22 protein-coding genes and 1 pseudogene are annotated in these 20,952 nt (G+C 64.0%); 12 read left to right on the top strand and 11 right to left on the bottom strand.

Going from position 1 to position 20,952, the window contains the following annotated elements:
- Nucleotide 1 precedes the first annotated feature (1 nt).
- Both FO013_RS00295 and FO013_RS00290 read right to left on the bottom strand, forming a co-directional pair.
- Nucleotides 2–694 carry a GntR family transcriptional regulator gene (locus tag FO013_RS00295; protein ID WP_143920499.1) on the bottom strand — a complete coding sequence of 231 codons (693 nt, stop codon included), beginning with the start codon at nt 692–694 and terminating at the stop codon, nt 2–4.
- 62 nt (nt 695–756) lie between these two features.
- The gene (locus tag FO013_RS00290; RefSeq protein WP_143920498.1) at nt 757–2,064 is read right to left on the bottom strand and encodes an MFS transporter; all 1,308 of its coding nucleotides are present in this window, start codon (nt 2,062–2,064) and stop codon (nt 757–759) included.
- Between the two features lie 195 nt (nt 2,065–2,259).
- Here FO013_RS00290 and FO013_RS00285 point away from each other — a divergent pair, with 195 nt between their 5' ends.
- Nucleotides 2,260–2,976 (top strand): enoyl-CoA hydratase/isomerase family protein, encoded by a 717-nt coding sequence (locus tag FO013_RS00285; protein ID WP_143920497.1) that lies wholly within the window; start codon nt 2,260–2,262, stop codon nt 2,974–2,976.
- Nucleotides 2,977–3,031: 55 nt separating this feature from the next.
- Nucleotides 3,032–3,886 (top strand): sulfite exporter TauE/SafE family protein, encoded by an 855-nt coding sequence (locus tag FO013_RS00280; protein ID WP_143920496.1) that lies wholly within the window; start codon nt 3,032–3,034, stop codon nt 3,884–3,886.
- A gap of 115 nt (nt 3,887–4,001) precedes the next feature.
- On the opposite strand, the gene FO013_RS00275 is transcribed toward FO013_RS00280, so the two are convergent.
- Nucleotides 4,002–4,703, bottom strand: a complete 702-nt coding sequence (locus tag FO013_RS00275) for a hypothetical protein (protein ID WP_143920495.1) — start codon at nt 4,701–4,703, stop codon at nt 4,002–4,004.
- A gap of 71 nt (nt 4,704–4,774) precedes the next feature.
- Entirely contained in the window at nt 4,775–5,725 is a 951-nt protein-coding gene (locus FO013_RS00270) for an AraC family transcriptional regulator (protein ID WP_143920494.1), read from the bottom strand.
- A gap of 80 nt (nt 5,726–5,805) precedes the next feature.
- Here FO013_RS00270 and FO013_RS00265 point away from each other — a divergent pair, with 80 nt between their 5' ends.
- The 3 genes from FO013_RS00265 (at nt 5,806) to FO013_RS00255 (ending at nt 9,165) form a co-directional block, all read left to right on the top strand.
- A complete protein-coding gene (locus FO013_RS00265; RefSeq protein ID WP_143920493.1) occupies nt 5,806–6,603 on the top strand; it encodes an NAD(P)H-dependent oxidoreductase in 798 nt (265 codons plus the stop codon).
- A gap of 175 nt (nt 6,604–6,778) precedes the next feature.
- Nucleotides 6,779–7,912 carry a GmrSD restriction endonuclease domain-containing protein gene (locus FO013_RS00260; RefSeq protein WP_143920973.1) on the top strand — a complete coding sequence of 378 codons (1,134 nt, stop codon included), beginning with the start codon at nt 6,779–6,781 and terminating at the stop codon, nt 7,910–7,912.
- Nucleotides 7,913–8,031: 119 nt separating this feature from the next.
- Complete coding sequence (locus tag FO013_RS00255; RefSeq protein WP_186292941.1) at nt 8,032–9,165, top strand: HNH endonuclease family protein; 1,134 nt, start codon at nt 8,032–8,034, stop codon at nt 9,163–9,165.
- A gap of 77 nt (nt 9,166–9,242) precedes the next feature.
- On the opposite strand, the gene FO013_RS00250 is transcribed toward FO013_RS00255, so the two are convergent.
- A complete protein-coding gene (locus FO013_RS00250; RefSeq protein WP_143920491.1) occupies nt 9,243–9,749 on the bottom strand; it encodes a PaaI family thioesterase in 507 nt (168 codons plus the stop codon).
- Between the two features lies 1 nt (nt 9,750).
- On the bottom strand, nt 9,751–10,185 hold the full coding sequence (locus FO013_RS00245) for a PaaI family thioesterase (protein ID WP_143920490.1): 435 nt from the start codon (nt 10,183–10,185) through the stop codon (nt 9,751–9,753).
- A gap of 75 nt (nt 10,186–10,260) precedes the next feature.
- On the opposite strand from FO013_RS00245, the gene FO013_RS00240 reads away from it, so the two are divergent.
- Complete coding sequence (locus FO013_RS00240; protein ID WP_143920489.1) at nt 10,261–10,743, top strand: winged helix-turn-helix transcriptional regulator; 483 nt, start codon at nt 10,261–10,263, stop codon at nt 10,741–10,743.
- Between the two features lie 30 nt (nt 10,744–10,773).
- On the opposite strand, the gene FO013_RS00235 is transcribed toward FO013_RS00240, so the two are convergent.
- Together FO013_RS00235 and FO013_RS00230 are read right to left on the bottom strand one after the other, a co-directional pair.
- The gene (locus tag FO013_RS00235; protein ID WP_143920488.1) at nt 10,774–11,931 is read right to left on the bottom strand and encodes a calcium:cation antiporter; all 1,158 of its coding nucleotides are present in this window, start codon (nt 11,929–11,931) and stop codon (nt 10,774–10,776) included.
- Nucleotides 11,932–12,161: 230 nt separating this feature from the next.
- The gene (locus FO013_RS00230) at nt 12,162–12,614 is read right to left on the bottom strand and encodes a MepB family protein (protein WP_143920487.1); all 453 of its coding nucleotides are present in this window, start codon (nt 12,612–12,614) and stop codon (nt 12,162–12,164) included.
- Between the two features lie 246 nt (nt 12,615–12,860).
- Here FO013_RS00230 and FO013_RS00225 point away from each other — a divergent pair, with 246 nt between their 5' ends.
- Together FO013_RS00225 and FO013_RS00220 are read left to right on the top strand one after the other, a co-directional pair.
- Nucleotides 12,861–14,279 (top strand): MFS transporter, encoded by a 1,419-nt coding sequence (locus tag FO013_RS00225; protein ID WP_260847881.1) that lies wholly within the window; start codon nt 12,861–12,863, stop codon nt 14,277–14,279.
- 19 nt (nt 14,280–14,298) lie between these two features.
- A pseudogene (locus FO013_RS00220) lies at nt 14,299–14,499 on the top strand (IS5/IS1182 family transposase); the annotation flags it as partial.
- Between the two features lie 121 nt (nt 14,500–14,620).
- Here FO013_RS00220 and mdlC read toward each other — a convergent pair.
- Together mdlC and FO013_RS00205 are read right to left on the bottom strand one after the other, a co-directional pair.
- On the bottom strand, nt 14,621–16,219 hold the full coding sequence (gene mdlC / locus FO013_RS00210; RefSeq protein ID WP_143920486.1) for a benzoylformate decarboxylase: 1,599 nt from the start codon (nt 16,217–16,219) through the stop codon (nt 14,621–14,623).
- A gap of 124 nt (nt 16,220–16,343) precedes the next feature.
- A complete protein-coding gene (locus FO013_RS00205; protein ID WP_260847880.1) occupies nt 16,344–16,694 on the bottom strand; it encodes an ArsR/SmtB family transcription factor in 351 nt (116 codons plus the stop codon).
- A 120-nt stretch (nt 16,695–16,814) separates the two neighbouring features.
- Here FO013_RS00205 and arsB point away from each other — a divergent pair, with 120 nt between their 5' ends.
- Genes arsB through FO013_RS22595 form a run of 4 tightly spaced genes read left to right on the top strand, consistent with a single transcriptional unit; the run spans nt 16,815 to nt 20,278 of the window.
- A complete protein-coding gene (gene arsB, locus FO013_RS00200) occupies nt 16,815–17,930 on the top strand; it encodes an ACR3 family arsenite efflux transporter (RefSeq protein ID WP_143920484.1) in 1,116 nt (371 codons plus the stop codon).
- On the top strand, nt 17,927–18,385 hold the full coding sequence (locus tag FO013_RS00195; protein WP_143920483.1) for an arsenate reductase ArsC: 459 nt from the start codon (nt 17,927–17,929) through the stop codon (nt 18,383–18,385). Before arsB ends, FO013_RS00195 begins: the two co-directional genes overlap by 4 nt.
- The gene (locus tag FO013_RS00190) at nt 18,378–19,865 is read left to right on the top strand and encodes an NAD(P)/FAD-dependent oxidoreductase (RefSeq protein ID WP_143920482.1); all 1,488 of its coding nucleotides are present in this window, start codon (nt 18,378–18,380) and stop codon (nt 19,863–19,865) included. The genes FO013_RS00195 and FO013_RS00190 overlap by 8 nt, the downstream gene beginning before the upstream one ends.
- A complete protein-coding gene (locus tag FO013_RS22595; protein ID WP_143920481.1) occupies nt 19,862–20,278 on the top strand; it encodes an arsenate-mycothiol transferase ArsC in 417 nt (138 codons plus the stop codon). The genes FO013_RS00190 and FO013_RS22595 overlap by 4 nt, the downstream gene beginning before the upstream one ends.
- 4 nt (nt 20,279–20,282) lie before the next feature.
- Here the strand turns inward: FO013_RS22595 and FO013_RS00180 are convergent, their stop codons facing one another.
- The gene (locus FO013_RS00180; protein WP_143920480.1) at nt 20,283–20,921 is read right to left on the bottom strand and encodes an isochorismatase family protein; all 639 of its coding nucleotides are present in this window, start codon (nt 20,919–20,921) and stop codon (nt 20,283–20,285) included.
- Between the last annotated feature and the right edge of the window lie 31 nt (nt 20,922–20,952).

Here is a 20,952-nt window from a genome sequence, read left to right as displayed (position 1 = left end):
GTCAGTGCCCTCGGAGCATCGTCGATTCGAATGCCGCTGACGTCCTCGCCGAGGTGGCCGTGGGCGGTGCGTTCTCCGCGAGGTGTCCGCGCAGGATGTTCGCGAACCCGGTGGAGTCGCCCTCGCGCAGGTGTTCGACGAGGGAGACGTGCTCGGCGATGATCTCCTCGCACCGGTCGAGGAGGCGGTCTCCGGAGGCGAAGAGGATGAAGCGGTGCCGGTCGGAGAGCCGTGAGTACAGTTCCAGCATCACGGCGTTGTCCCCGGCCTCGACGAAACCACGATGGAACTCGAGTGTCAGGTCGATGAATGCGGCGATGTCACCGGCGTCGAAAGCCTCGCGCTGAGCTCGAATCGAGGCGTCGAGGGCGTCGGCCAGCTTCTGCCGCAGCGGATCCGGGGCCCGGTCGACCGCCGTGGTCTCCAGCACGAAGCGGGCGTCGGCGAGCTCGGCGACGGTGCGCTCATCGACTCCTTGGACGATGGCTCCGCGCTTAGGGTAGATGACGATCCACCCCTCGTCCTGCAGTCTGGCAAGAGCCACTCGCACCGGAGTGCGGCTGACCGCGAGATCAGATGCCAGGCCCGCTTCGCCCAGCATGGTTCCCGGCTGATGGGTGCCGTTGAGGATCTGAGTGCGGATGAGCTGATAGGCGCGCTCGGCTGCGCTGCGGGTCTCGCCACTGCTCGTCACGATCGCACGCTCCTCTCCTGGTCGATTGGCGGACTCATGATCTGCCACGTCGATCATCTCACTCAATGCGCATGGGAGGTCTCCGAAGCGTCATCCTCGGCGGCCGATGGTGCGCGGTGTCGGCCCGGCCAGCGCATGAACGGCACCGCCCGGATCGAGAAGCTCAGGGTGATGAGGAGGACGACGGTGGCCATCATATTGATCCACAGGAACCCTCCGGCCTCGAGCACAGGTCCGGCCATCGCGGCCATGAGCGCACCGCCGAGGTTCATCGCCGCATCCGATGCTCCCTGCAGAGTGACCTTCGCATGTCGTGGAACCGAGGCCGTCAGCAGCGCCGATCCTCCGATGAGGAACATCGACCAGCCGATTCCGAGGAAGATCAGCGCGGTGCTGAGCAGGATCATGGAAGAGACCTCGGCCGTGGCATCGATCACGCCGAGGGTGATCGCCGTGGCGAAGACGAGGACGCCACCGGCGATCACGGTTCCAGGCCCCCATCGGTCGGCCATCCACCCGAAGACGGGGGAAAGGGCGTACATGCCGGCGATGTGTACGCTGACGACAATGCCGATCGCCCCGAGGGAGAACTCCTGGTGGTCCATGTGCACGGGCGTCATGACCATGACGTTGGTCATCATCATCTGACCGGCGATGATCGTGACCATGGCAAACAGCGGCACCGGGCGGGCAAGTGCGAAGCGCAATGCCGGACCCAGCTTCATCGTCGGCGGCTGGTCGGTGGGGTCGCTGTGTTCGGTAGATTCGGGGACCGCCTCGGAGGCACCCGGCTCGATCTTCTTGGTCAGCGTCGACGCGACCAGGGTCGCCAATCCGAAGGCGGTCATCGAGATCAGGTACGGTCCGGCGAGTTCGTTCATTCCCAGTGCCGCGCCGAGGTGCGCGCCCGGTGCAGTGAAGCTGGGTCCGAGCACGGAGCCGACCGTCGTCGCCCACACGACCAGTGACATGGCCCGCCCGGCATTCGCGGGATCGACGAGGTCGACCGCGGCGTAGCGGGCCTGCAGGCCAGAGGCCGTCGCGGACCTGCACAACATCATGCCCAGCATGAACAGCGGAAGGAACTGGAAGGCGACACCGAGCAGGACGACCGTCGCGCCCAGCGCGCCGATGCCGAATCCCAGGGTCAGGGCGGTCCGACGTCCGGTCTTGCCTGCCAACACGGCAAGAGGATAGGCGATGAGGCCGGCGCCGAGGATGACGCTCATCTGCGCGATGCCCGCCATCGACGTCTTGCCCGTGATCTCCTCGGCCAGCAGCCCGCCGACGGCGTAGCCGGAGGCGATTCCGGCTCCGGAGAGCAGCTGTGCGGAGATCAGTTTGGCCTGTGCGCGCGTGCGGGTCTTCATCGACGCCTTCCTTCTTCCTGAAAGATACCCACACAACGTATCTTGGATCCATCTTGGATACAAGATGATCTCAGGACTGCCGAGTTGGCTGCATACCGCTCGTGATGTCCTTCGCGTCACCTCGGCGTGGGACGATAGTGGGGCCGACTCGCACCCGCAATCAGCCGTTGCGCACCCACCGAAAGTGAGACCGTGATGATCCGACGCACCAGCAGCGACGATGGGATCCTCACGATCACGATCGACAACACCACCAGTGCCAACGCGCTGCGCCCGGGCATGCTCGACGCTCTCATCTACGCCTTCGAAGCGGCATCGGACAATCACGAGCTGCGCGGTATCCTGCTCACCTCGGCGGGTGACAAAGGCTTCTCCGCAGGAATGGACACCTCGCAGTTCAAGCATGCGAATGCATCACTTGCCCACGTCACGATCACTCGATTGGGGCAGGTGTGCGAAGCGATCAAGAACTGCGACCTGCCTGTGGCCGTCGCCGTTCGAGGCTACTGCATCGGGGGAGCGGCGGAGATCGCTGCGGCCGCCGACTTCCGGGTCGGCGGCACCAACTCCTGGTACTCGATGCCCGAGGTGCGCATCGGCATCCCATCGGTCCTCGAATCCGTCAACCTGCACCGCCTCATGGGGTGGACGAAGGCCACAGAACTCATCCTCACCGGCAGCCGTTTCACCGCAGCTGATATGGACAGATGCGGCTTCCTCAACACGGTCGTCGATGATTCCACGGTCGAGGACCGGGCGCTGAGCTACCTCTACGACACGATGAAGGCCTCGCGCGAAGTCATCGCTCAACAGAAACGACTGCACCGCACGTGGAAGAACAGCTTCGAACGCGAGGCGCTGGCCGACAGCCGGAAAGAGTTCGCGCTCGCGTTCGCACGGAAGAACGACTGACCGACGAAGCTGTCACGGTTTGCCCGCCGAGGTGACTGTGGGGTGAGATGGGCGAGTGGACTTTCTGGTTTTGGTATTGGTCGGCGCTCTGGTCGGACTGACCACTGTGCTGTTCGGATTCGGCGGCGGCTTCGTCACCGTCCCGATCATCACCCTCATCCACGCCGACCTCGGCAGTGACACGGCACGGGTGGCCGCAGCCACCTCGGCGCTGGTGATGCTGGTCAACGCCGTGATCTCCACGATCTCGACCAAACGCGAGGCCCTGGCCCACCTCAAAGGGGAGTGGCGGTTGTTCATCCTCCTCGCTGCCGGCGGAGCATTCGGTGCATTTTGTGCCGAATTCGCCCCCGAAACGCTCCTGAAGTGGGGCTTCGTCATCTACATCGCCGTGACCGCCATCGACCTGCTGGTCCGCCCCGGCTTCTTCCGCCGAGGTGGTGCGAAGGCTCGCAGGAAAGATGGGAATGGCGGCGATGGTCGGAATGGTGGAGCCGGAGCAGTCAGCGACGCTGATGATCTGGGTGACGGTGGTCGAGGCATCGCCGCCCTGTTCGGTTTCCCGATCGGCGGCTTGGCGTCTTTCCTTGGCGTCGGCGGCAGTGTGATGACGGTGCCGATGATGCGCCGGTCCGGGGCGACGATGACTGTGGCGACCACGCTGGCCAATCCGCTGACGCTGGTGATCATGCTTCCAGCGGTCCTCGTCACAATCACCACTCATGCCTCCACCGAGGTCCCGGGAATGGTCGGCTCTGTGGATCTGCGCTCGGCACTTGCTCTCCTCATCGGTGCGATTCCGCTGATAATTCTGCTGCGCCGTCGCGTGCCCGAGATCCCGGAGATCGTCCATGCCTGGGGTTACGTCATCCTGCTGATCACAGCCGGAGTCGTCGTTGCTGTGTCGTGATCGGACCTCGTCCTATCCGTCCCGACGCCGCCTGAAATCTGGGCCGCAGCGTCGTTGTGTGAGGCCTGGACCAAGAGACTGTGAGACAGTCTGTCCCCAGCTGGCCGGCCTCGCGCTACCCGTTCCGGCGGCGCTCACGCAGCACGGTGGGCAGGCCGAAACAGATGGGCGGCCGCAAGGAGACTCCCGGCGCACGGGCGGAGAATCCGGTGCCAGCAGTTCCCGTGCTATTGGGTCCGGTGCCGCCGGATCCTGCGCCAGCAGGTCCTGTGTCGCTTGCCCCGCCCAGTGCCCACGCGCTCTCCCAGCTGATGAGCTCGCCGGCGTGGCAGACGGGATCGCCTCCGCCGTAGGGCGGTTCGGCCCAATGCCACAGGTTGATCCCGTACTCGATGAAGGTGAGCTTCTCTTCCTGGTCCCGGACGGTGTTCTCTTTGGCCAGTGCCGCACGCACCCTCGCCGAGGTGGTTTCGAGCTCCGTCCACCCGTCCTGTCGGTGGGGAAGGAAGATCCACGTCCCAGCGGGGACGTCGGCGGGCACAACCTCCTTCGCGGTCATGACCGCGATGAACTCGTCCGTGGCGCGGGTGTCGGTGTCTGAACCAGCGCTGCCCAGAAGTTCAGCGAAGCAGGTGCGGGCCACCTCAGCGGTGGGGGAGACGATGAGAATGTGGGGCGCCTCAGAGGCGATCTCCTCTCGGCGCAAGTGGGTGAAGGGGTTCGCGCGCATCGTCGCGAGCACCTGCATCCAGTGGTCAGGAACCGGGGCGTCAGTGATCAGGCCAGTGGTCTGCGGTCGTTGTGCATCGTCTCGCATGATCGCCTCCCTTCTCCTTCGACACCGACGAATGCGTTCTCCTCCACCATGGCACGAATCGGTGGCCTGCCTCACCTCGTTGCCTGTTTCCCTGTCGCTTGACGGTGCTGACTGGGCCGGACGCCGTATTCGCGGTGGAAGGCGGTGCTCAGAGAGTAGCCGCTGGAATAGCCGACCTCGTGGGCCACGGACTCGACCGTGGCATCGGTGCGCTCGAGGAGGTCGGCGGCCAGGCACAGTCGCCACCCGTTCAGATACGACATCGGAGGCTCGCCCAGCAGATCGGTGAAGCGGCGCGCCAAGGTGGCACGCGAGACGAGTGCCTGACGCGCCAACGTCTCGACGGTCCAACCTCGGTGTGGGGCCTCGTGCATGGCTGTCAACGCGGTGCCCACGATCGGATCTGAACTCGCCCGATACCAGCCCGGTGCCTTCGCCTCAGGCAGGGCGAACCAGTCACGCAGGGCACCTGCGAGAACCAGATCGAGCAATCGGTCGAGGATGGCCTGCTGGCCCGGTTCTTCACGCAGGATCTCTGCCTCCATCAGCTGCAGCGCCGCTGTGCGCTGCACGGCCCGCGGCACGACGAGGACCCGTGGCAGAGTATTCAGCAGGCGATCGGCGATGCGCCCCGTGACGGTGAATGAGCCGGTCAGCATGGCGTCATCTGCATCCAACTGCACCCCGCACGTTCGAGCGCCCAGCGCGATGTTCTCGGACTGCGCGCCGCCCTCAGCGAAGCAGACTCCGGTCTGGGTCTGAACGTACATGGGGATGGGGTTCGCTGCGGGGTCGCTGGTCACGTCGAAGGGTGCTGGTCCGACGACAATGGCGATGTCGTGGGCGAAGAGCTGATGGGATTCTTCGCCGTCGACGATCCATGCTTCCCCGCGCAGCATTGTGACCAGGGACAGAGAAGCGTCCTCTGCAAAGGTGGCGCACCAGGGCGGGTTCGCGAGAGTCCGGCCCACCAGCGCGCCGGAGGAACGGATGTATGTGAGTACATCGGAAAGCGTGTCCACACCCCCAGTTTAGACGCTGAATGATCTTTATGAGACTGTGGGCGATTCTACGTCTCACTCATGTGCGGTGAGATTGGCATATGAACTCATTTCATGAACCTACGCCAGGCCGCGCCCACTGGGTCTACACGCACCCACGGGCGGATTCCTTCAACCAGCACCTGTTCCGGACAGGTTGCTCTGCACTATCCGAACATTATGACGTGACTGTGTCCGACCTCTACGCCGACGGATTCGACCCGGCACTGAGTGAGCGTGATCTGGGAAGCCTGTCCACGGTTCCCGGCAACGTCTCGGACCTGGCAGGTGAGGCGTATGCACGTGGCGAAGTTGAACCCGAGGTCAGGCGAGAGCAGGAGGCCCTGGCAGCCTCCGAGCTGCTGGTGCTGCAGTTTCCCCTCTGGTGGTACGGGCCTCCCGCGATGCTGAAGGGGTGGCTTGACCGGGTGCTGCAGACCGGATTCGCACAGGGAGACCTCGACGAGGACACGGGGCTGCCGCGCCGGTATGGCGACGGTCGGCTGATGGGGAGGAAGGCTCTGATCATTGTCACCGCTGGGGACGATCAGCGCACGCTGAGTCCGCGCGGCATCAGCGGCGACCTGGAATCCCTGCTCTTCCCTTTGACGCATGGTGCCTTGTGGTATGTGGGGATCGAAGCGCTTGACCTCCACGTGGTCTATGACGTGGAAGCTATCGGCGAAGCCGGGCGCGAGGAAGAGCGACAGCGACTGGCCGATCGGCTATCGGGCCTTCCCTGCGAGCGGGTCCGCCCGTATCGGAAGATGCTGGGCGGAGATTATGACCGCCGGACCCGGGCCTTGGTTGACGGCGTGAATCCCGGACGCACGGACCTTGCCATCCACCTCAGCGACTGAAGGGGTTGGGGGAGTGACCTGCGTGACGTCGATAACGAATGCGTCTCTATGTGTCCGCAGGTCGTGCAGCGGACACGGTTCAGTCATATCATATCTGTAGTGGATCGGGGGTCGGCGGCATCGCCGATCACGGTCCACGACCACGTTCCCCACCCTTGTGTACGACTGGACACCCATGCCCTTTTCCGCCTTCCTCAACCATGCCTCGACACGTCTGCGCGCTGGCATGGTCTTCTCCTTCATCACAATTCTCAGCCTCGTCCTCCTCTCCGCCTGTGCCGATGGCGGCGACGTCGAGACCAGCGCCGATGATGCATCCTGGACCTCGGAAGCTGGCCCCGCGACTGAAGAGGCCACCGGGCAGGAAACCGAGCCCGAGGCCACGGCGCCGAACGAAGACGCCGCGGACAGCGAAGGTCAGGACAAGCCAGAGGAGACGGAACAGGGCCGAGCCGGCGGAACGACTGCCGGTGCAGCTCTAGCGGTGCTTCAGGAACTGGAGGTCAAGGGCCGGGCTCCGAAGACCGGCTACGACGGGGACCTGTTCAAGTGGCGATCGGATGCCGACCACAATGGCTGCGACACCCGCAATGACGTGCTGCGCCGGGACCTGAACGACATCACCCTCAAGGCCGGGACGAAGGGCTGTGTCGTCATCGCCGGCGATCTGAACGACAAGTACAAGGGTGAGACCTACGCCTTCGACCGGGACCCGAACAACATCGACATCGACCACATCGTTGCCCGCTCCAACGCGTGGCAGACCGGTGCCGCGAAGTTCGACGAGGGCACACTCAAGGAATTCGGCAATGACCCGCTCAACCTGCTGGCCGTGGACTCGAGCCTCAACAGGCAGAAGGGCGACGGGGATGCAGCGACCTGGCTGCCGCCGGCCAAGAGCTACCGCTGCGAATACGTCTCCCGCCAGATCGCGATCAAACACAAGTACGAGCTGTGGGTCGTCAAGGCCGAGAAGTCCGCGATGGAACGAGTCCTCAGCGCGTGTGATGATCAGCCCGCGTTCACGAAGGATGTCGCATGGCCAGAACCCGGCGCGGGTGACAATGTGAAGACCGTACAAGACACCCCGATGACGAAGAAGCCAGCATCGTCCGGTTCGAAGTCGAGCTCCGGTTCGAAGAGAGAATCGGGTGAGAGCTCGACGTCATCCGGCTCGGGATCGTCGGGCTCGGTCTTCTACAAGAACTGCACCGCGGTTCGTGACGCCGGTGCCGCACCCGTTCGCCGAGGTGACCCGGGGTATGCCTCTCACCTTGACCGTGACGGTGATGGAATCGGCTGCGAATAGTTGTCGAGGCGGCCGAGCGTGACAGTTTTATGACAGTTTCGATTTCAACAGATAACGAATCGGTTACCGAATGCTCAGGGTCGTTCCCTATAGTGACAACCTGCCCTAACATTTCAAGCGTGTCCAATTCGATGAACTCCGCAGTCGCGACTCGCAGCGCTCGGATTCGGGCAATGTCCCTTCTTGCCGTATCTGTTCTTGCCTTGCTCTCCGGGTGCGGCGGCAGCGGCTCAAGCCAGGTCAACGGAAGCGAAGTTGCCTGGTCGACCGGCGGAGGCGGCACAGCGGATTCAGACCCGGTTCCCTCACGACCTTCAGCCTCGGCGGCACCCGCCCAGGGAATTCGACCGCACAATGACCAGGAAGTGCCCGCCAATTCAGGTCCCGATGTCTCCGCGCAGACCGAGTCGAAGCCTGCAGCCGACGGTGAGGACGGCAGCGGTTCTCCACAGGACAGCGCAGGCACCGCCGGGTTGAGCCCGGCACGTTCGATGCTCGACGAGCTTGAGGTGAAGGTCAAAGAGCGCAGGACCGGTTACGACCCGGAACTCTTCGACTGGACTGCGGATGTCGATGACAACGGCTGCGATACACGCAACGATGCGCTCAGGCGCGACCTCAAGGATCTTAAGATCGAGGCGGAGACCAGCGGCTGTGTTGCCATCGCCGGTGATCTCGATGACAAATACCTTGGTGAGTCATACGCCTTCGAGCGCGGATCTGCCAATGTCGACGTCGACTACATCGTCTCCGGCTCCAACGCCTGGCAGACCGGGGCTTCGGGCATGTCCGTCGACGAACTGCGGGAGTTCGGAAACGACCCGCTCAACCTGCTGACCGTGAGCGCGAATGTCATCCGGCAGAAGGGCGGCGGCGACGCAGCCGCATGGCTGCCGCCGAACGAGGATTTCCAATGCGAATATGTATCCCGGCAGATCGCGATCAAGCACAAGTACGGACTGTGGGTGGCCTCTGCTGAGAAGGACGCGATGGAGGCCGTGCTCGACACGTGTGCGGATCAGCCCGCCTTCAACAAAGAAGTGGCCTGGCCGGAACCGGGCGAAGGTGAGAGCGTCAGTGCCGAATCAGCCGCTGAGGAGACCCCGGAGGAGTCTTCGGAGGCGAACTCAACAGAATCCTCAACGAGTCCGACCGGTGACAACACGAACCCGAATGACGGCGACTCAGACTCGACCGACGGCCGCGCGGATGGCTCGACCGATGAAACAGAGACCGCCTCACCGGAGGAGTAGACCGCGATTGGCCGCCGAGGCTGTTGTCAGGCGGGCACCGGCCGCTTAGTCGACCACGGCTGCAGAGCCGCGCGCTGCTAGGCTTCCATCGGGAAGACGAGCAGACTGCCGGAAGCTGTGGCGACGGTCTTGCCCTTGTTGTCGACGACTTCGCCTTCTGAGAAGATCACTCGGCGACCGGGCTTGACGACTCGACCTGTGGCGACAAGCGGCCCGCTGCTGGCTGTGACCGGGCGCAGGTAGTTGACCTTGATCTCGATCGAGGTGTATCCGGTGCCCTTCGGCAAAGTGGTGTGCGCCGCGCACCCGAGTACCGAGTCGAGCAGGGTGCAGACCAATCCTCCGTGAACCATGCCGATCGGATTGTAATGGGACTGATCGGGACGGCAGTGGAATGTGACCTTGCCTTCGCCCACCTCGGCGATCTCCATGCCCATATGGGAGCCGATGGGTGCCCCGGGGATTTCACCGGCAGCCATCTTGCGCAGGTAGTCGATGCCGTCCAGCGTCGGCAGAAGTGCCAGCCCCTCAGAGGGGTCGCTCCACGTCACCTTGGCTTCGCGAGTGCGTGATTCCCTGCTCATCTCAGTTGGCTTCCTTCGGCATGGGGACGTTCTGCAGGCGCAGCTGGCCGCGGGCAAGAACCTTGTCGGAGGAGGTGTCGGTGATGATGACCTCCCACAGCTGTTGGGTCCGGCCCTGGTGCAGGGCAGTGCCCTCGACTGCGACACTGGCGCCGGTGGTCGGGCGCAGGAAGTCGGTGGCGTTGTGGATGCCGACGGCGAACTCGCCGCGCTCGCCCACGGCGTGGCTGGCGCCGATGCTTCCCGTGCTCTCCACGAGCGTTGTGTACACGCCGCCGTGGACGACGCCCCAGGGTGTGTGATGGTCGGAGCCCAGGTCGGCATGGCCGCGGACAGTTGTATTCGTGACCTTGTCGATGATGAGTCCCGAGGCGGCGACGAAGTTGCTGGCTGTCTCAAGTGAGACGTCTGGAAGTGAGTCTGACTGCGGATTCATGAGATCCCCTTCGAGCTGGCTGAATAATTTGAAGTTAGCCTACAATGGATCAGGCGGTCAAACGAAGGAGGGCATGTGGACTGGCTGGATTTCGATACTGCAGACTGCTCGATCCAGAAGACCTTGGACGTCATCGGGGAGAAATGGACCGTGCTCATCCTCCGCGAAGCATTCAATGGAGTGCGCCGGTTCGACCAGATCCGTGACCATGTCGGCGTCTCGGACCCGGTGCTCTCCGACCGGCTGCGCAAGCTTGTCACTGCGGGAGTCCTGACGGCGAAGCCCTATCGCGAAGTAGGTCAGCGCGCCCGCAAGGAATACCGGCTGACGGACAAGGGCCTCGACCTCTATCCGGTGATGATCTCTCTGCTGCGCTGGGGAGATAGGCACGGTGGTGGCCAGGATGACGGATCGGGCGGTCCGCCGCTCGAAGTGCTGCATCGCGACTGCGGCGAACCAGTGAAAGCTGTCGTCGAGTGCGCCGCGGGTCATCCCATATCCTCACCCCGGGAGTCCGTGACCCGCATGCGCGACGCCGAACGGCCCCGCGCGAGCTGAAGTCGAGCGCATTGCCGGCGGCGGGGTGGCTCAGGAGAAGAGCGTGATCCCGAAGATCGCGAACACGACGAGGTGGGCCGCACCGTGGATGGCTGTGACCTTCTTCGCCGCAAAGGTCGTCACCGACAGCAGCAGCGTGACCGCGAGCAGAAGCAGGTTCGCCGGGGACTCCGCAAGCACGATCGGCTGATCGGTGAGCAGCCCGATGAGCAGCACCGTCGGAATCGTCAGCCCCACGGTCGACACCTGCGCCCCATGGCACAGGTTGCTCACCCGCTGGATCTCGCCCTGCCATGCGGCCCTGATCGATGTGATCGTCTCCGGGAGGAAGACGATGAGCGCGATGACGACACCCGACAGAGCCACAGGAGCGCCGAGGCGGCCCAAGCCGTCATCGAGCAGCGACGCCATATCGTGGGAGAGCAGCACGATCGGAGTGACCGTGGCGACGAGCAGCGCCAGACGCACGATGATCTCGATGCGGTGGGTGGAGATGATCTCGCGGATGCTCAGTTTCGGTGGCACGGAGTCGCCCGTACCCACCTCGGCGGGGATCTGGGGCAGTCGCGGATCGACCTCGTGGAAGTCCGCGGCCTGGGCACCCATCTGACGGTAGAGGAAGAAGGCATAGATGCCGATCGTGAGTACGATGATCGGGACCTCCTGCCATTCCTCGTAGCTGCCGTTTGCGCCGATGAGCGCCGGCAGGGCGAAGGCGAGAGCGGCGAGGACGATGATGAGTGACAGATACGTCGAGACGCCCGTGCGGTTATGGGCGAGACTGCCGTGGCGCAGCCCCGCGACGAGCAGACACAGGCCGATGACGGCATTGAGAATGATCATGGACACAGCCATGACTGAGTCACGAGCGATCGTGGCGTGGTCTCCGGGGCCGAGGAGGACGGCGGCGATGAGCACCACCTCGATGAGCACGATCGAGAGCGTGAGCACCAGCGAACCATAGGGATCGCCGAGGAGGCGGGCCAGATGTTCGGCCTCGTGGACGACGCCGAAGGCGCAGATGAGGATGACGCCGACGATGACGATCAGGGCACTGACGAGGAGCGGGCCTGCAACGGGCGGAGCCAGCAGTGGGCCTGCGAAGAGGAGAGCGGCGAAGGCGCCCCAGCCGAGGATCAGTCGAACGATGGCAGAGGGAGTGAGGATGCTGCGAATGGCGGCAGTCATGACGGGCATTCCTGTTCTTCGAGGCCGTCCTCATCGTGACTGATTGCGTTCGGGTCGTCCCGACCGCTTCTTTCCCATGGTGCTGATGCCCAGGATATCCAGTCGAGTCTATGGGGGACAAACTGCAACACCGTTCTTCGAAAGACTGTCGAGTGACAAGTCAGTCGATCAATATTGCAGCCGATCAATCTGTCCGTCGATGAATGAGTCAGTCGGGTCATCTGAACGAATCAACAGATCCGTTCGAAGAATGGAGCTTGTCTGCGTTGAGTTCGAGTCGCTTGGGGATTCAGCGAGGCGGACCACGGTGGGTAGAGGCGGAAACCTCGTTTCCCTGGTGAGCGTCGGGAAGAGTAGATTCCCAGTTCGACCAGGCTGGCGGCGGTGAAAGTGAAGACTCCGAAGTGTTCTTCCTCGGAGACGAACACGAGAAGGCCTGCGCAGTCATCGACGCTGTCCTCCCCGCCGGAGAACGGTGCGGTGACTCCCTCCGATGTGCGACCCCAAACGGCAACGAAAGCGCCCGGTTTGGCAGGAGTGACGCGGGCAGTCCGGATCCGCCACCAGGTTGCGTCGAGCATGGCACGGCCAGACTCATATTCGCTGTTCTGCTCCTCAGCGACCACCTCTGTCGGGGTCAGGCCCATTGTTTGCGCGTAGTGTTCCAAAGCACTGAATCCCATGCGGATCAGCTTAGAGCTTGCGCGGATGGGAAAACAGGCCAGGAGTCACAGGGTTCCGCTGTTAGAATTTGCAGCATGTCTGCCTCTTCATGCTCGGCCGCTTGCGCGGCAGTGAACAGGGCGTCCCGCTAGCGGCGGGACGTCTGGTTCTCAGCAACATTTCACCTGGAACGTCCAGTCGCTTCGAGATCGATCCGGAGCGGCACTTTGTGCCGCTCTTAACTCTTCAGAGCGACGGAGCAACAGATGCGTTCAATTTTTTTCTCTTCTACCCGCGTGCACAGTCCCGCACGTGTGCGCGCATGGCTCGTGCTGTGCGCGATGTCCATGTTGCAGTTCTTCATCGCGGTCGATGTGACCGTGGTCAATATCGCGCTGCCCTCGATCGGCGCGGACTTCGGCGTCGAGGGCCACTCCTTGACCTGGGTCGTGGTCGGCTACACTATCACCGGCGGTGGGCTGCTGATGCTCGGCGGCCGGGTCGGTGACCTTCTCGGCCGTCGTCGCACTCTCCTGGTCGGTACGACTCTCTTCGGCGCGGCTTCTCTGCTGGCCGGTCTGGCCCCGTCCTTCCCAGTCCTGGTCGCCGCACGCCTGCTCCAGGGAACCGGCGAGGCCGTAGCGCTGCCCGCGGCAATGGCCACTATCGTGCTGCTCTTCCCCGAAGGCCCGCGCCGGTCGCGCGCCCTGAGCGTGTGGGCCGCCGTGGCCAGCTGCGGCCTCGTTCTTGGGTTCGCTCTGTCGGGGATCCTCACCGCACATCTGGGCTGGCGCTGGATCTTCCTGGTCTCGGTGCCGTTCATCCTGGTCGTGATCGTGGCCGCGCTCCTCCTGGTCCCTGCGGACCGGTCCGTGTCTCGTGAGCGGGTCCGCCTGGACCTCCCGGGCTCGTTCTTGCTGACCGCATGCCCGTTGCTTTTCGTCTACGCCGCTGTGGAGGCGGGTGAGCCTGCCACCAGCCTCTGGGTGAGCGTGGCCGCGCTGGTTGGTGCGGTGCTGGCCGGTGCCGGGTTCGTGCGCGTCGAGTCGAGGTCGCCGAACCCGCTGGTCCCACTGACCTTCTTCGCTGACCGCACTCGACTGCGGGCGAACTTGACGACGATGCTGCTCAGCGGTGCACTCTCGACCTCGTTCCTGCTATTCACCTTCTACCTGCAGGAAAGGCTCGGTGTCGGGCCTCTGGGGGCAGGCTTCACGATGCTGCCCTTGGCCGCGGCGCTGATTGCGGCATCGGTGCTCGTTCCCCGGTTGCTGGGACGCTGGGGTGCACGCGTGTGCGTGGTGGTCGGGCTCGCGGCCGCTGCGGGCGCAATGGGCGTCGTCGCACTCGTGGCCGTCCTGGGCGGCGGGGTGGCATGGCTTCTCCCGGCGATGCTGTTAATCGCAGCGGGCATGGGCTTCGGACTCGTGGGTCTGCAGTACATCGCGGTCAGCGGGGCCACTGACGAGGACGCAGGGATCGCCTCCGGCGTCCAGCGAGCAGCAGACCAGCTCGGCGGGGCAACCGGCGTGGCCATCTATGTAGGGCTCGGGTTCGCCCCCGCCCTGCACGCCGGAGACCCGTTCGTGATCGCGGCGGTGCTCGCCATCATCGGGCTGATCGTCGGAGTCGTGGTCATTTCCCGCTCGCCGGACACCGCCGTGGGGCAGCCGCAGGCCGGGTAGCAGAGCAGGCCGCCGCACCGGCGCCTTCGAACAACTCCACCGCCTGGCCCTCGAAGCCTACGACCAGGCCGTCGGCCTCGACCTGCACAACCTCGTGGTCGACGGATGAATCGTCAAAGCACCGTGCGGCGGAGAAAACACTGGACGCAGCCCTGTCGACCGCAACAAATCTGGTCTCAAGACATCTCTGCTCGTGGACGGCGGCGGAATTCCGGTCGGTGCAGGGACTGTCTGGCCTCGGAGGGATCAGCGGCTACATCGTGCTGACTCTCTGGCCCACTCCGCACGTACTTCAACGATTGGAAGCTACGCGTCTCGGACTGAAGCCGCTCACCCCTTAGTTACGAGACGATCGAGGCGTCGATGAGCACCGGGCCCGAAGCTTCGAGCGCCTCCCGATAGGCAGCGGCGAACTCGGCGCGGGTCGACGTCTGCTTGGCCGGGACCCCGTAGCCCTGGGCCAGGGAGACGAAGTCGATGCCGCCCAAGGCTAGCCCGGGAACCTTGGGCACGCCCATGCGCTGGGCAAAGCCGGCCAAGGCGCCGTAGCCGGAGTTGTTGATGATGACGAACACGGTTCGCGTCTGCAGTTGGGCGGCCGTGTACAGCGCGGTGATGCCGTAGTTCGCGGAGCCGTCACCGACGGTCGCGACGATCGTCTTCTCCGGTGCTCCGATCGACATTCCGACGGCAACAGGAAGCCCGAAGCCCAGACCGCCGGAGGCTGGGAAGCTGTACATTCCTGGTCTGTCGATGGCGACCCGTTCGAGGTAGTCGAGGTCCAAGGTGGTGGTCTCGTTGACGTAGGACACTGAGTCGTTGACGTGCTCGTTGAGCACTTCGAGTATCTCCCCACCAGTCATTCCCTCCGCCGAGGTGGCCGCTGGGCTCATGATCCGTGAACCGCGATCGCCGCGCCGGGCACCGCGATCGGTGACCCCTGCGGCGAGAGTCTCAGCGGTGCTGGCGACATCGGTGATGACGGCTTTGCCGAACGGTGCACGGGTGGCTTCGCGCGGGTCCTGGGTGATCTGGATGACCTCGGTGCCGGGAGTCAGATAATTCGAGGGCTCCCAGCGGTGATATCTGAACACGGCCGCACCCAGCACCAGCACGAGGTCATGGTCGGCCAGCTGGTCTCGCACGGACTGGATCCCGGGGACCAAGACGCCCTCGAAGTTCGGATGGGTCGTCGGAAAAGGACAGCGGGTGGGAGATGGGGCGACATAGACGGAGGCATCGAGCCTCTCCGCCAGCGACGTCACTGCTTCCGTGACGCTCGGGTCAGCAACAGCGGCGGCATCCACCTGGGGCCCGACGACGAGAGCCGGACGCTTCGCACCATTGAGGGAGGCGAGCAGCTCCTGTTCGAGTTCCGGATCGAGGCCACGACCGGTCGACACTGATCGTGCCGGCAGCAGATCATCATCGTCGAGTGCCGGTTCGTCCCAATCGTCCAAGGGCACCGACACATAGACAGGACCATTTGGCTGAGTGGTTGCCTCGAAGGCGGCCTGGGACAGGGTCCGGGGGACGTCGGTGGCAGACAACGGCTCGTGGGAGTACTTGACCAGCGGCGTCGGCAGTGCGGCGGCATCCGCGCTGGCCAGCATCGCTTCCTGACCGACTGTCCGGCGGACCTGCTGGCCGGCGAGGATGACCAGCGGAACGTGTCCGTAATGAGCGTTGGTCAGCGCTCCCATACCGTTGCCGGAGCCGGATGCGGCATGCAGGTTCACCAGGACCGGACGCCCGGTGGCGCGTGAGAAGCCTTCGGCCATGCCGACGACGACCTGTTCATGCAGGCCGAGGACGAAGCGGAAATCATCGCCGAGTCCCGCGAGGAATGGCAATTCGTTCGATCCGGGGTTGCCGAATATCGTCGTCATTCCGTGGGCGCGGAAGACATCCAGGCTTGCCTGAAGGACAGTCTTGGTCATTGACCTCTCTGCTTTCGTCCGGGGAGTGGGGTGGTCTCATTTCGGAGCGTACCCCGATCCAGTCCGGCGCGGCGAGGTCGCCCGACGTCCGGTCACAGCGTCCTCCCGACGTACGGTCACAGCTTCATGCAGGGGAGAGGAATGCAGCGATGCGCTCCAGAGTCTCTGCCGCCAGTGAATAATACGACCAGATGCCTCGCTTCTCACGGCGCAGGACTCCCGCGTCGACGAGGATCTTCAGGTGGTGTGAGACCGTGGGTTGGCCCAGCCCGACCGGATCGATGAGGTCACATGCGCAGGCTTCATTGCCTTCGTGGGCGGCGACCAGGGAAACCAGGCGCAGACGTGTCGGGTCGGCCAAGGCTTTGAAGATCCGGGCGAACTCGCGTGCCCGATGCTCGTCCAGAGGTTCGCCGGTCAGTGTCGTGCAGCACGCCGCCGAGGCGGGTGCGGGCAATGTCTGTTCAAGGGTCACTTCTCTATTATGCCCATACATTGACAGTTGTCGATATGCAGTGCTTAGATTCATATCGATAACCTTCGATGTTTGTGGCTGAGGAACCTCGGCCATGAGCAGATTCGCCCCAGGAGTCCGATGAGCACCTCAGTGACAGCCCCCACCAGTGAACCGGCGCAGACCAAACTGTCGACCCTCGATCGTTTCCTGCCGGTGTGGATCATCGCAGCGATGATCCTCGGGCTGCTGCTCGGTCGGCTTGTCCCCGGCCTCGCTGCGGCCCTGGATTCGGTCAAGGTTGCCGATGTGTCACTGCCGATTGCTCTGGGGCTGCTGGTGATGATGTATCCGGTGCTGGCCAAGGTCCGCTACAACGAAACCGGGCGCGTGCTCACCGACAAAAGACTGATGATCACGTCCCTTCTGATCAACTGGTTGGCCGCCCCCGCCTTCATGTTCGCCCTCGCGTGGCTCTTCCTGCCAGACCTTCCGGAATATCGGACGGGATTGATCATCGTCGGTCTCGCCCGCTGCATTGCGATGGTCTTCATCTGGAACGACCTTGCCTGCGGGGACCGTGAAGCCGCTGCCGTCCTCGTTGCAATCAACTCGGTCTTCCAGGTCCTCGCCTTCGGTCTCCTCGGCTGGTTCTACCTGCAGTGGCTGCCGAACCTCCTCGGATTGCCGACGACGAGTGGCGAATTCTCGTTCTGGGCGATCATGCTCAGCGTGCTCGTCTTCCTCGGTATTCCACTGTTGGCCGGGTTCCTCACCCGCCTCATCGGCGAGAAAGCCAAGGGTCGGACATGGTACGAAGACCGGTTCCTGCCGAAGATCGGCCCTTTCGCGCTCTATGGGCTGCTGTTCACCATCGTCTTGCTCTTCGCGTTCCAGGGTGACGAGATCACCTCGAACCCCTTGGATGTCGTGCGCATCGCGCTGCCGCTGCTCCTCTACTTCACCGTCGTCTTCGGCTTCGGCATGGTTGTGGGCCGTGGCCTGAAGCTGGGCTATGAGAAGACGGCCACTCTGGCATTTACCGCTGCGGGCAACAATTTCGAACTCGCCATCGCAGTGGCCATCGGCACCTACGGAGTTGCTTCCGGACAGGCCCTGGCGGGAGTTGTCGGTCCGCTCATCGAAGTACCCATCCTCGTCGCCCTCGTCTACGTAGCACTATGGTCACGTCAACGCTTCTTCCCCGAACACACCGGACACCAGATGCGCTCGGAGCGCCAGGAGGCACAGAAATGACGACAGTCGAACAGAAGCCCAGCGTCCTCTTCGTCTGCGTGCACAACGCCGGCCGATCGCAGATGGCCGCAGGATTCCTCCGCGAGCTCGGAGGTGACCGAGTCGAGGTCCGCTCCGCCGGCAGTGAACCGGGGAAAATGCTCAACCCCACCGCCGCCGAGGCGATGGCTGAGGTCGGCATCGACATCACCGACCAGCACCCGAAGATTCTCACCCTGGACACGGTGAAGAACTCGGATGTGGTGATCACCATGGGCTGCGGCGACGCCTGCCCCATCTTCCCCGGCAAACGTTACGAAGATTGGGACCTCGATGACCCGGCAGGTCAGGGTATCGAGACCGTGCGCACCATCCGCGATGACATTCGCGCCCGCATTCACGATCTGCTCACCAGCCTGTCAGTATCCGGCGCTTCTGCAGACGACCCACTCCCAGACAGGACGCCTCATGACTGAGTCCACACCAATATCCAAACTCCCTGTCGCCATCATCGGTTCCGGCCCGGTTGGTCTTGCCGCCGCAGCCCACGTCATCGCTCGCGACATGGAACCGCTCGTCTTTGAGGCGGGCGCGACACCTGCGGCCGCTGTCAGTGCGTGGGGCCACATCGGCCTCTTCTCGCCGTGGAAGTACAACATCGACCAGGCTGCACGAACACTGCTCGAGCAGGCACAATGGGTGGAGCCCAATGGCGACTACTTGCCCACCGGGGCTGAACTCGTCGCCGAGTACCTCACTCCATTGGCTGCGACCCCACAGCTGAGCAACGCGATTCGCACGCAGACACGAGTCATTGCAGTCAGCCGTGTCGGCAAAGACCGCACCCGCACCCTGGGCCGTGGTGACACGCCATTCCTCGTTCGCACCCAAAACGAGCGCGGTTCAATCGAGGATCATGTCGTTCGTGCCGTCATCGACGCCTCAGGCACCTGGGAGACCCCGAACCCGCTTGGCCAGGCGGGGCTGCCGGCCATCGGTGAACCCGAGGCCCGGGCGGCCGGGCTCGTGACCTCACCGCTGCCCGACGTCCTCGGCCGGGACCGGGCACAGTTCGCTGGCCGTCACACGCTGGTCGTCGGAGCCGGTCACTCGGCGGCCAACACTCTGCTGGCTCTGGGAGAGCTCCGCGAGGCCGAACCGAGCACCCGCATCAGCTGGGCCATACGAGGAACTGATCCTGCCAGTGTCTACGGCGGTGGCGACCAGGACGGACTCCCAGCCCGCGGAGCTTTGGGCACCCGACTGCGCAATCTCGTCGAAGCCGGAGTCATCGAGGTTCACACATCGGTGACCATCACGAACGTCTCCAACGCCAACCCGACTTCCACCTCGGCGACCGAGTCCACAAGCGAACTCACGGTCACCGGAACCACCCGCGCAGGCGCAGTCACTCTTGACGTTGACCGGGTCGTTCCGACCACAGGGTTCCGGCCTGACCTCAGCTTCCTCCGCGAGATCCGAGTCGACCTCGACCCGATCGCCGAGGCGCCCACAGGCCTGGGCCCACTCATCGATCCGGAATTCCACAGCTGTGGAACCGTCGCGCCACACGGAGCCCGCCTGCTGGCCCATCCGGAGAAGGACTTCTACATTGCGGGTATGAAGTCCTACGGTCGCGCGCCGACGTTCCTCATGGCCACCGGCTACGAGCAGGTTCGCTCGATCGTCGCCGCGATCGCCGGCGATCAGGAAGCGGCAGAGAGAGTCGAGCTCGTGCTCCCGGAGACCGGAGTGTGCTCGGCCGACATCGGTTCGTCATGCGATGCGCCATCGGTTGGTGCGGTGACTGCAGACAGCAGTGGGTGCTGCGAGCCAGCGCCTGCTGTCGAAGCTGCCGAGCCGGAGTCGTGTTGTGGCGAAGCCGGACAGCCGGTCTCGATTGGCATCCCCACAGGGCTGGAACACGGCCGCAGCGCACACCAGGAGGCGCAGTGAGCACCCCACCTCGCGTCCTCTTCGTCTGTGTGAAGAACGGCGGAAAGTCACAGATGGCTGCGGGGCTCATGGGCGACATCGCCGGAGACTCGATCGACGTCGTCTCCGGCGGGACCAAGCCCGGCACCTCGCTCAACCAGCTCTCGGTTGCGTCGCTGGCCGAATGGAACATCGACATCAGCGAAGGTACTCCCAAACCGGTCACGCCGGCGGATCTGGAAGCCGCTGATGTCGTCGTCACGTTGGGCCGCGAGGCGACCGTGCATGCGCCCGAGGGCACCAAGGTTGAAAACTGGGACACCGACGAGCCCTCCGCGCGCGGCATCGAAGGAATCGAGCGCATGCGTCTGGTTCGCAACGACATCAGCAACCGAGTCACCGACCTTCTGGAGCGGTTGCGCACGGGTTACTGAACAATCAGTTCTGCCCTGCCTTCTGCGCACCCGTGACGGCCGAACTGCCCAGGTCTCCCTTCGGCAGCGGCTCCTGAGAAGCCAGTGCCTGGGTCCAAGCCTCGGTGGTCGCGACGGAGGCCCAGTTCGAATGCAGGAGCGCCATCAGCGTCGTGTGCACGGTCTTGGCATCGGCGAAGCCGGCATCATTGGCGATGTTGATGGCGCCGGTCGCATCGGAGAGCACCTCCGTGGTGAAGCCGAGAACCTCGGCGCCTGCTGCCGAAGCGAGGATGCAGTTATTGGTCATATAGCCCAGGAGGGTGACTGTGTCGACGCCTTTCTCGCGCAGCCATGCTTCGAGATCGGTGTCGGCGTAGACGGAGCCGTACTCCTTGACCACTGACTTCCAGGAATCGACCTGGCGCTGAGCGACCTCGGGGTGGAGTGCGAACCCGGGCTCGTTGGGATTGAAGACCGGGGCTTCGGTGCCCATCGTGTGCTGAATGACGGCGACCGGGATGTCGGCGGCAACCGCAGCGTCGATGGCCGCAGTGATCATCGGCAGTGACTGGTCATGGCTCGGGTATTGAATCTCCAAGGGGCCATCGAAGTACTGCTGCTGCACATCGACGAGGACAAGGGCACGGCGGGCGGTAGTCATAGCGAACTCCAAAGTTGTGGTCAGTGAGGAC

The organism is Brevibacterium aurantiacum (assembly GCF_007558825.1).
GTDB classification, from domain to species: domain Bacteria; phylum Actinomycetota; class Actinomycetes; order Actinomycetales; family Brevibacteriaceae; genus Brevibacterium; species Brevibacterium aurantiacum_A.
This window is presented reverse-complemented; position numbering and strand designations above follow the sequence as displayed.

What these genes read in the sequence shown, in the direction of transcription:
- FO013_RS00290 (WP_143920498.1), bottom strand. Translation starts at nt 2,064, where the DNA reads ATGAAGACCCGCACGCGCGCACAGGCCAAACTGATCTCCGCACAGCTG.
- FO013_RS00285 (WP_143920497.1), top strand. Translation starts at nt 2,260, where the DNA reads ATGATCCGACGCACCAGCAGCGACGATGGGATCCTCACGATCACGATC.
- FO013_RS00275 (WP_143920495.1), bottom strand. Translation starts at nt 4,703, where the DNA reads ATGCGAGACGATGCACAACGACCGCAGACCACTGGCCTGATCACTGAC.
- FO013_RS00265 (WP_143920493.1), top strand. Translation starts at nt 5,806, where the DNA reads ATGAACTCATTTCATGAACCTACGCCAGGCCGCGCCCACTGGGTCTAC.
- FO013_RS00260 (WP_143920973.1), top strand. Translation starts at nt 6,779, where the DNA reads ATGCCCTTTTCCGCCTTCCTCAACCATGCCTCGACACGTCTGCGCGCT.
- FO013_RS00250 (WP_143920491.1), bottom strand. Translation starts at nt 9,749, where the DNA reads ATGAGCAGGGAATCACGCACTCGCGAAGCCAAGGTGACGTGGAGCGAC.
- FO013_RS00245 (WP_143920490.1), bottom strand. Translation starts at nt 10,185, where the DNA reads ATGAATCCGCAGTCAGACTCACTTCCAGACGTCTCACTTGAGACAGCC.
- FO013_RS00235 (WP_143920488.1), bottom strand. Translation starts at nt 11,931, where the DNA reads ATGACTGCCGCCATTCGCAGCATCCTCACTCCCTCTGCCATCGTTCGA.
- FO013_RS00230 (WP_143920487.1), bottom strand. Translation starts at nt 12,614, where the DNA reads ATGGGATTCAGTGCTTTGGAACACTACGCGCAAACAATGGGCCTGACC.
- FO013_RS00225 (WP_260847881.1), top strand. Translation starts at nt 12,861, where the DNA reads ATGCGTTCAATTTTTTTCTCTTCTACCCGCGTGCACAGTCCCGCACGT.
- mdlC (WP_143920486.1), bottom strand. Translation starts at nt 16,219, where the DNA reads ATGACCAAGACTGTCCTTCAGGCAAGCCTGGATGTCTTCCGCGCCCAC.
- arsB (WP_143920484.1), top strand. Translation starts at nt 16,815, where the DNA reads ATGAGCACCTCAGTGACAGCCCCCACCAGTGAACCGGCGCAGACCAAA.
- FO013_RS00195 (WP_143920483.1), top strand. Translation starts at nt 17,927, where the DNA reads ATGACGACAGTCGAACAGAAGCCCAGCGTCCTCTTCGTCTGCGTGCAC.
- FO013_RS00190 (WP_143920482.1), top strand. Translation starts at nt 18,378, where the DNA reads ATGACTGAGTCCACACCAATATCCAAACTCCCTGTCGCCATCATCGGT.
- FO013_RS00180 (WP_143920480.1), bottom strand. Translation starts at nt 20,921, where the DNA reads ATGACTACCGCCCGCCGTGCCCTTGTCCTCGTCGATGTGCAGCAGCAG.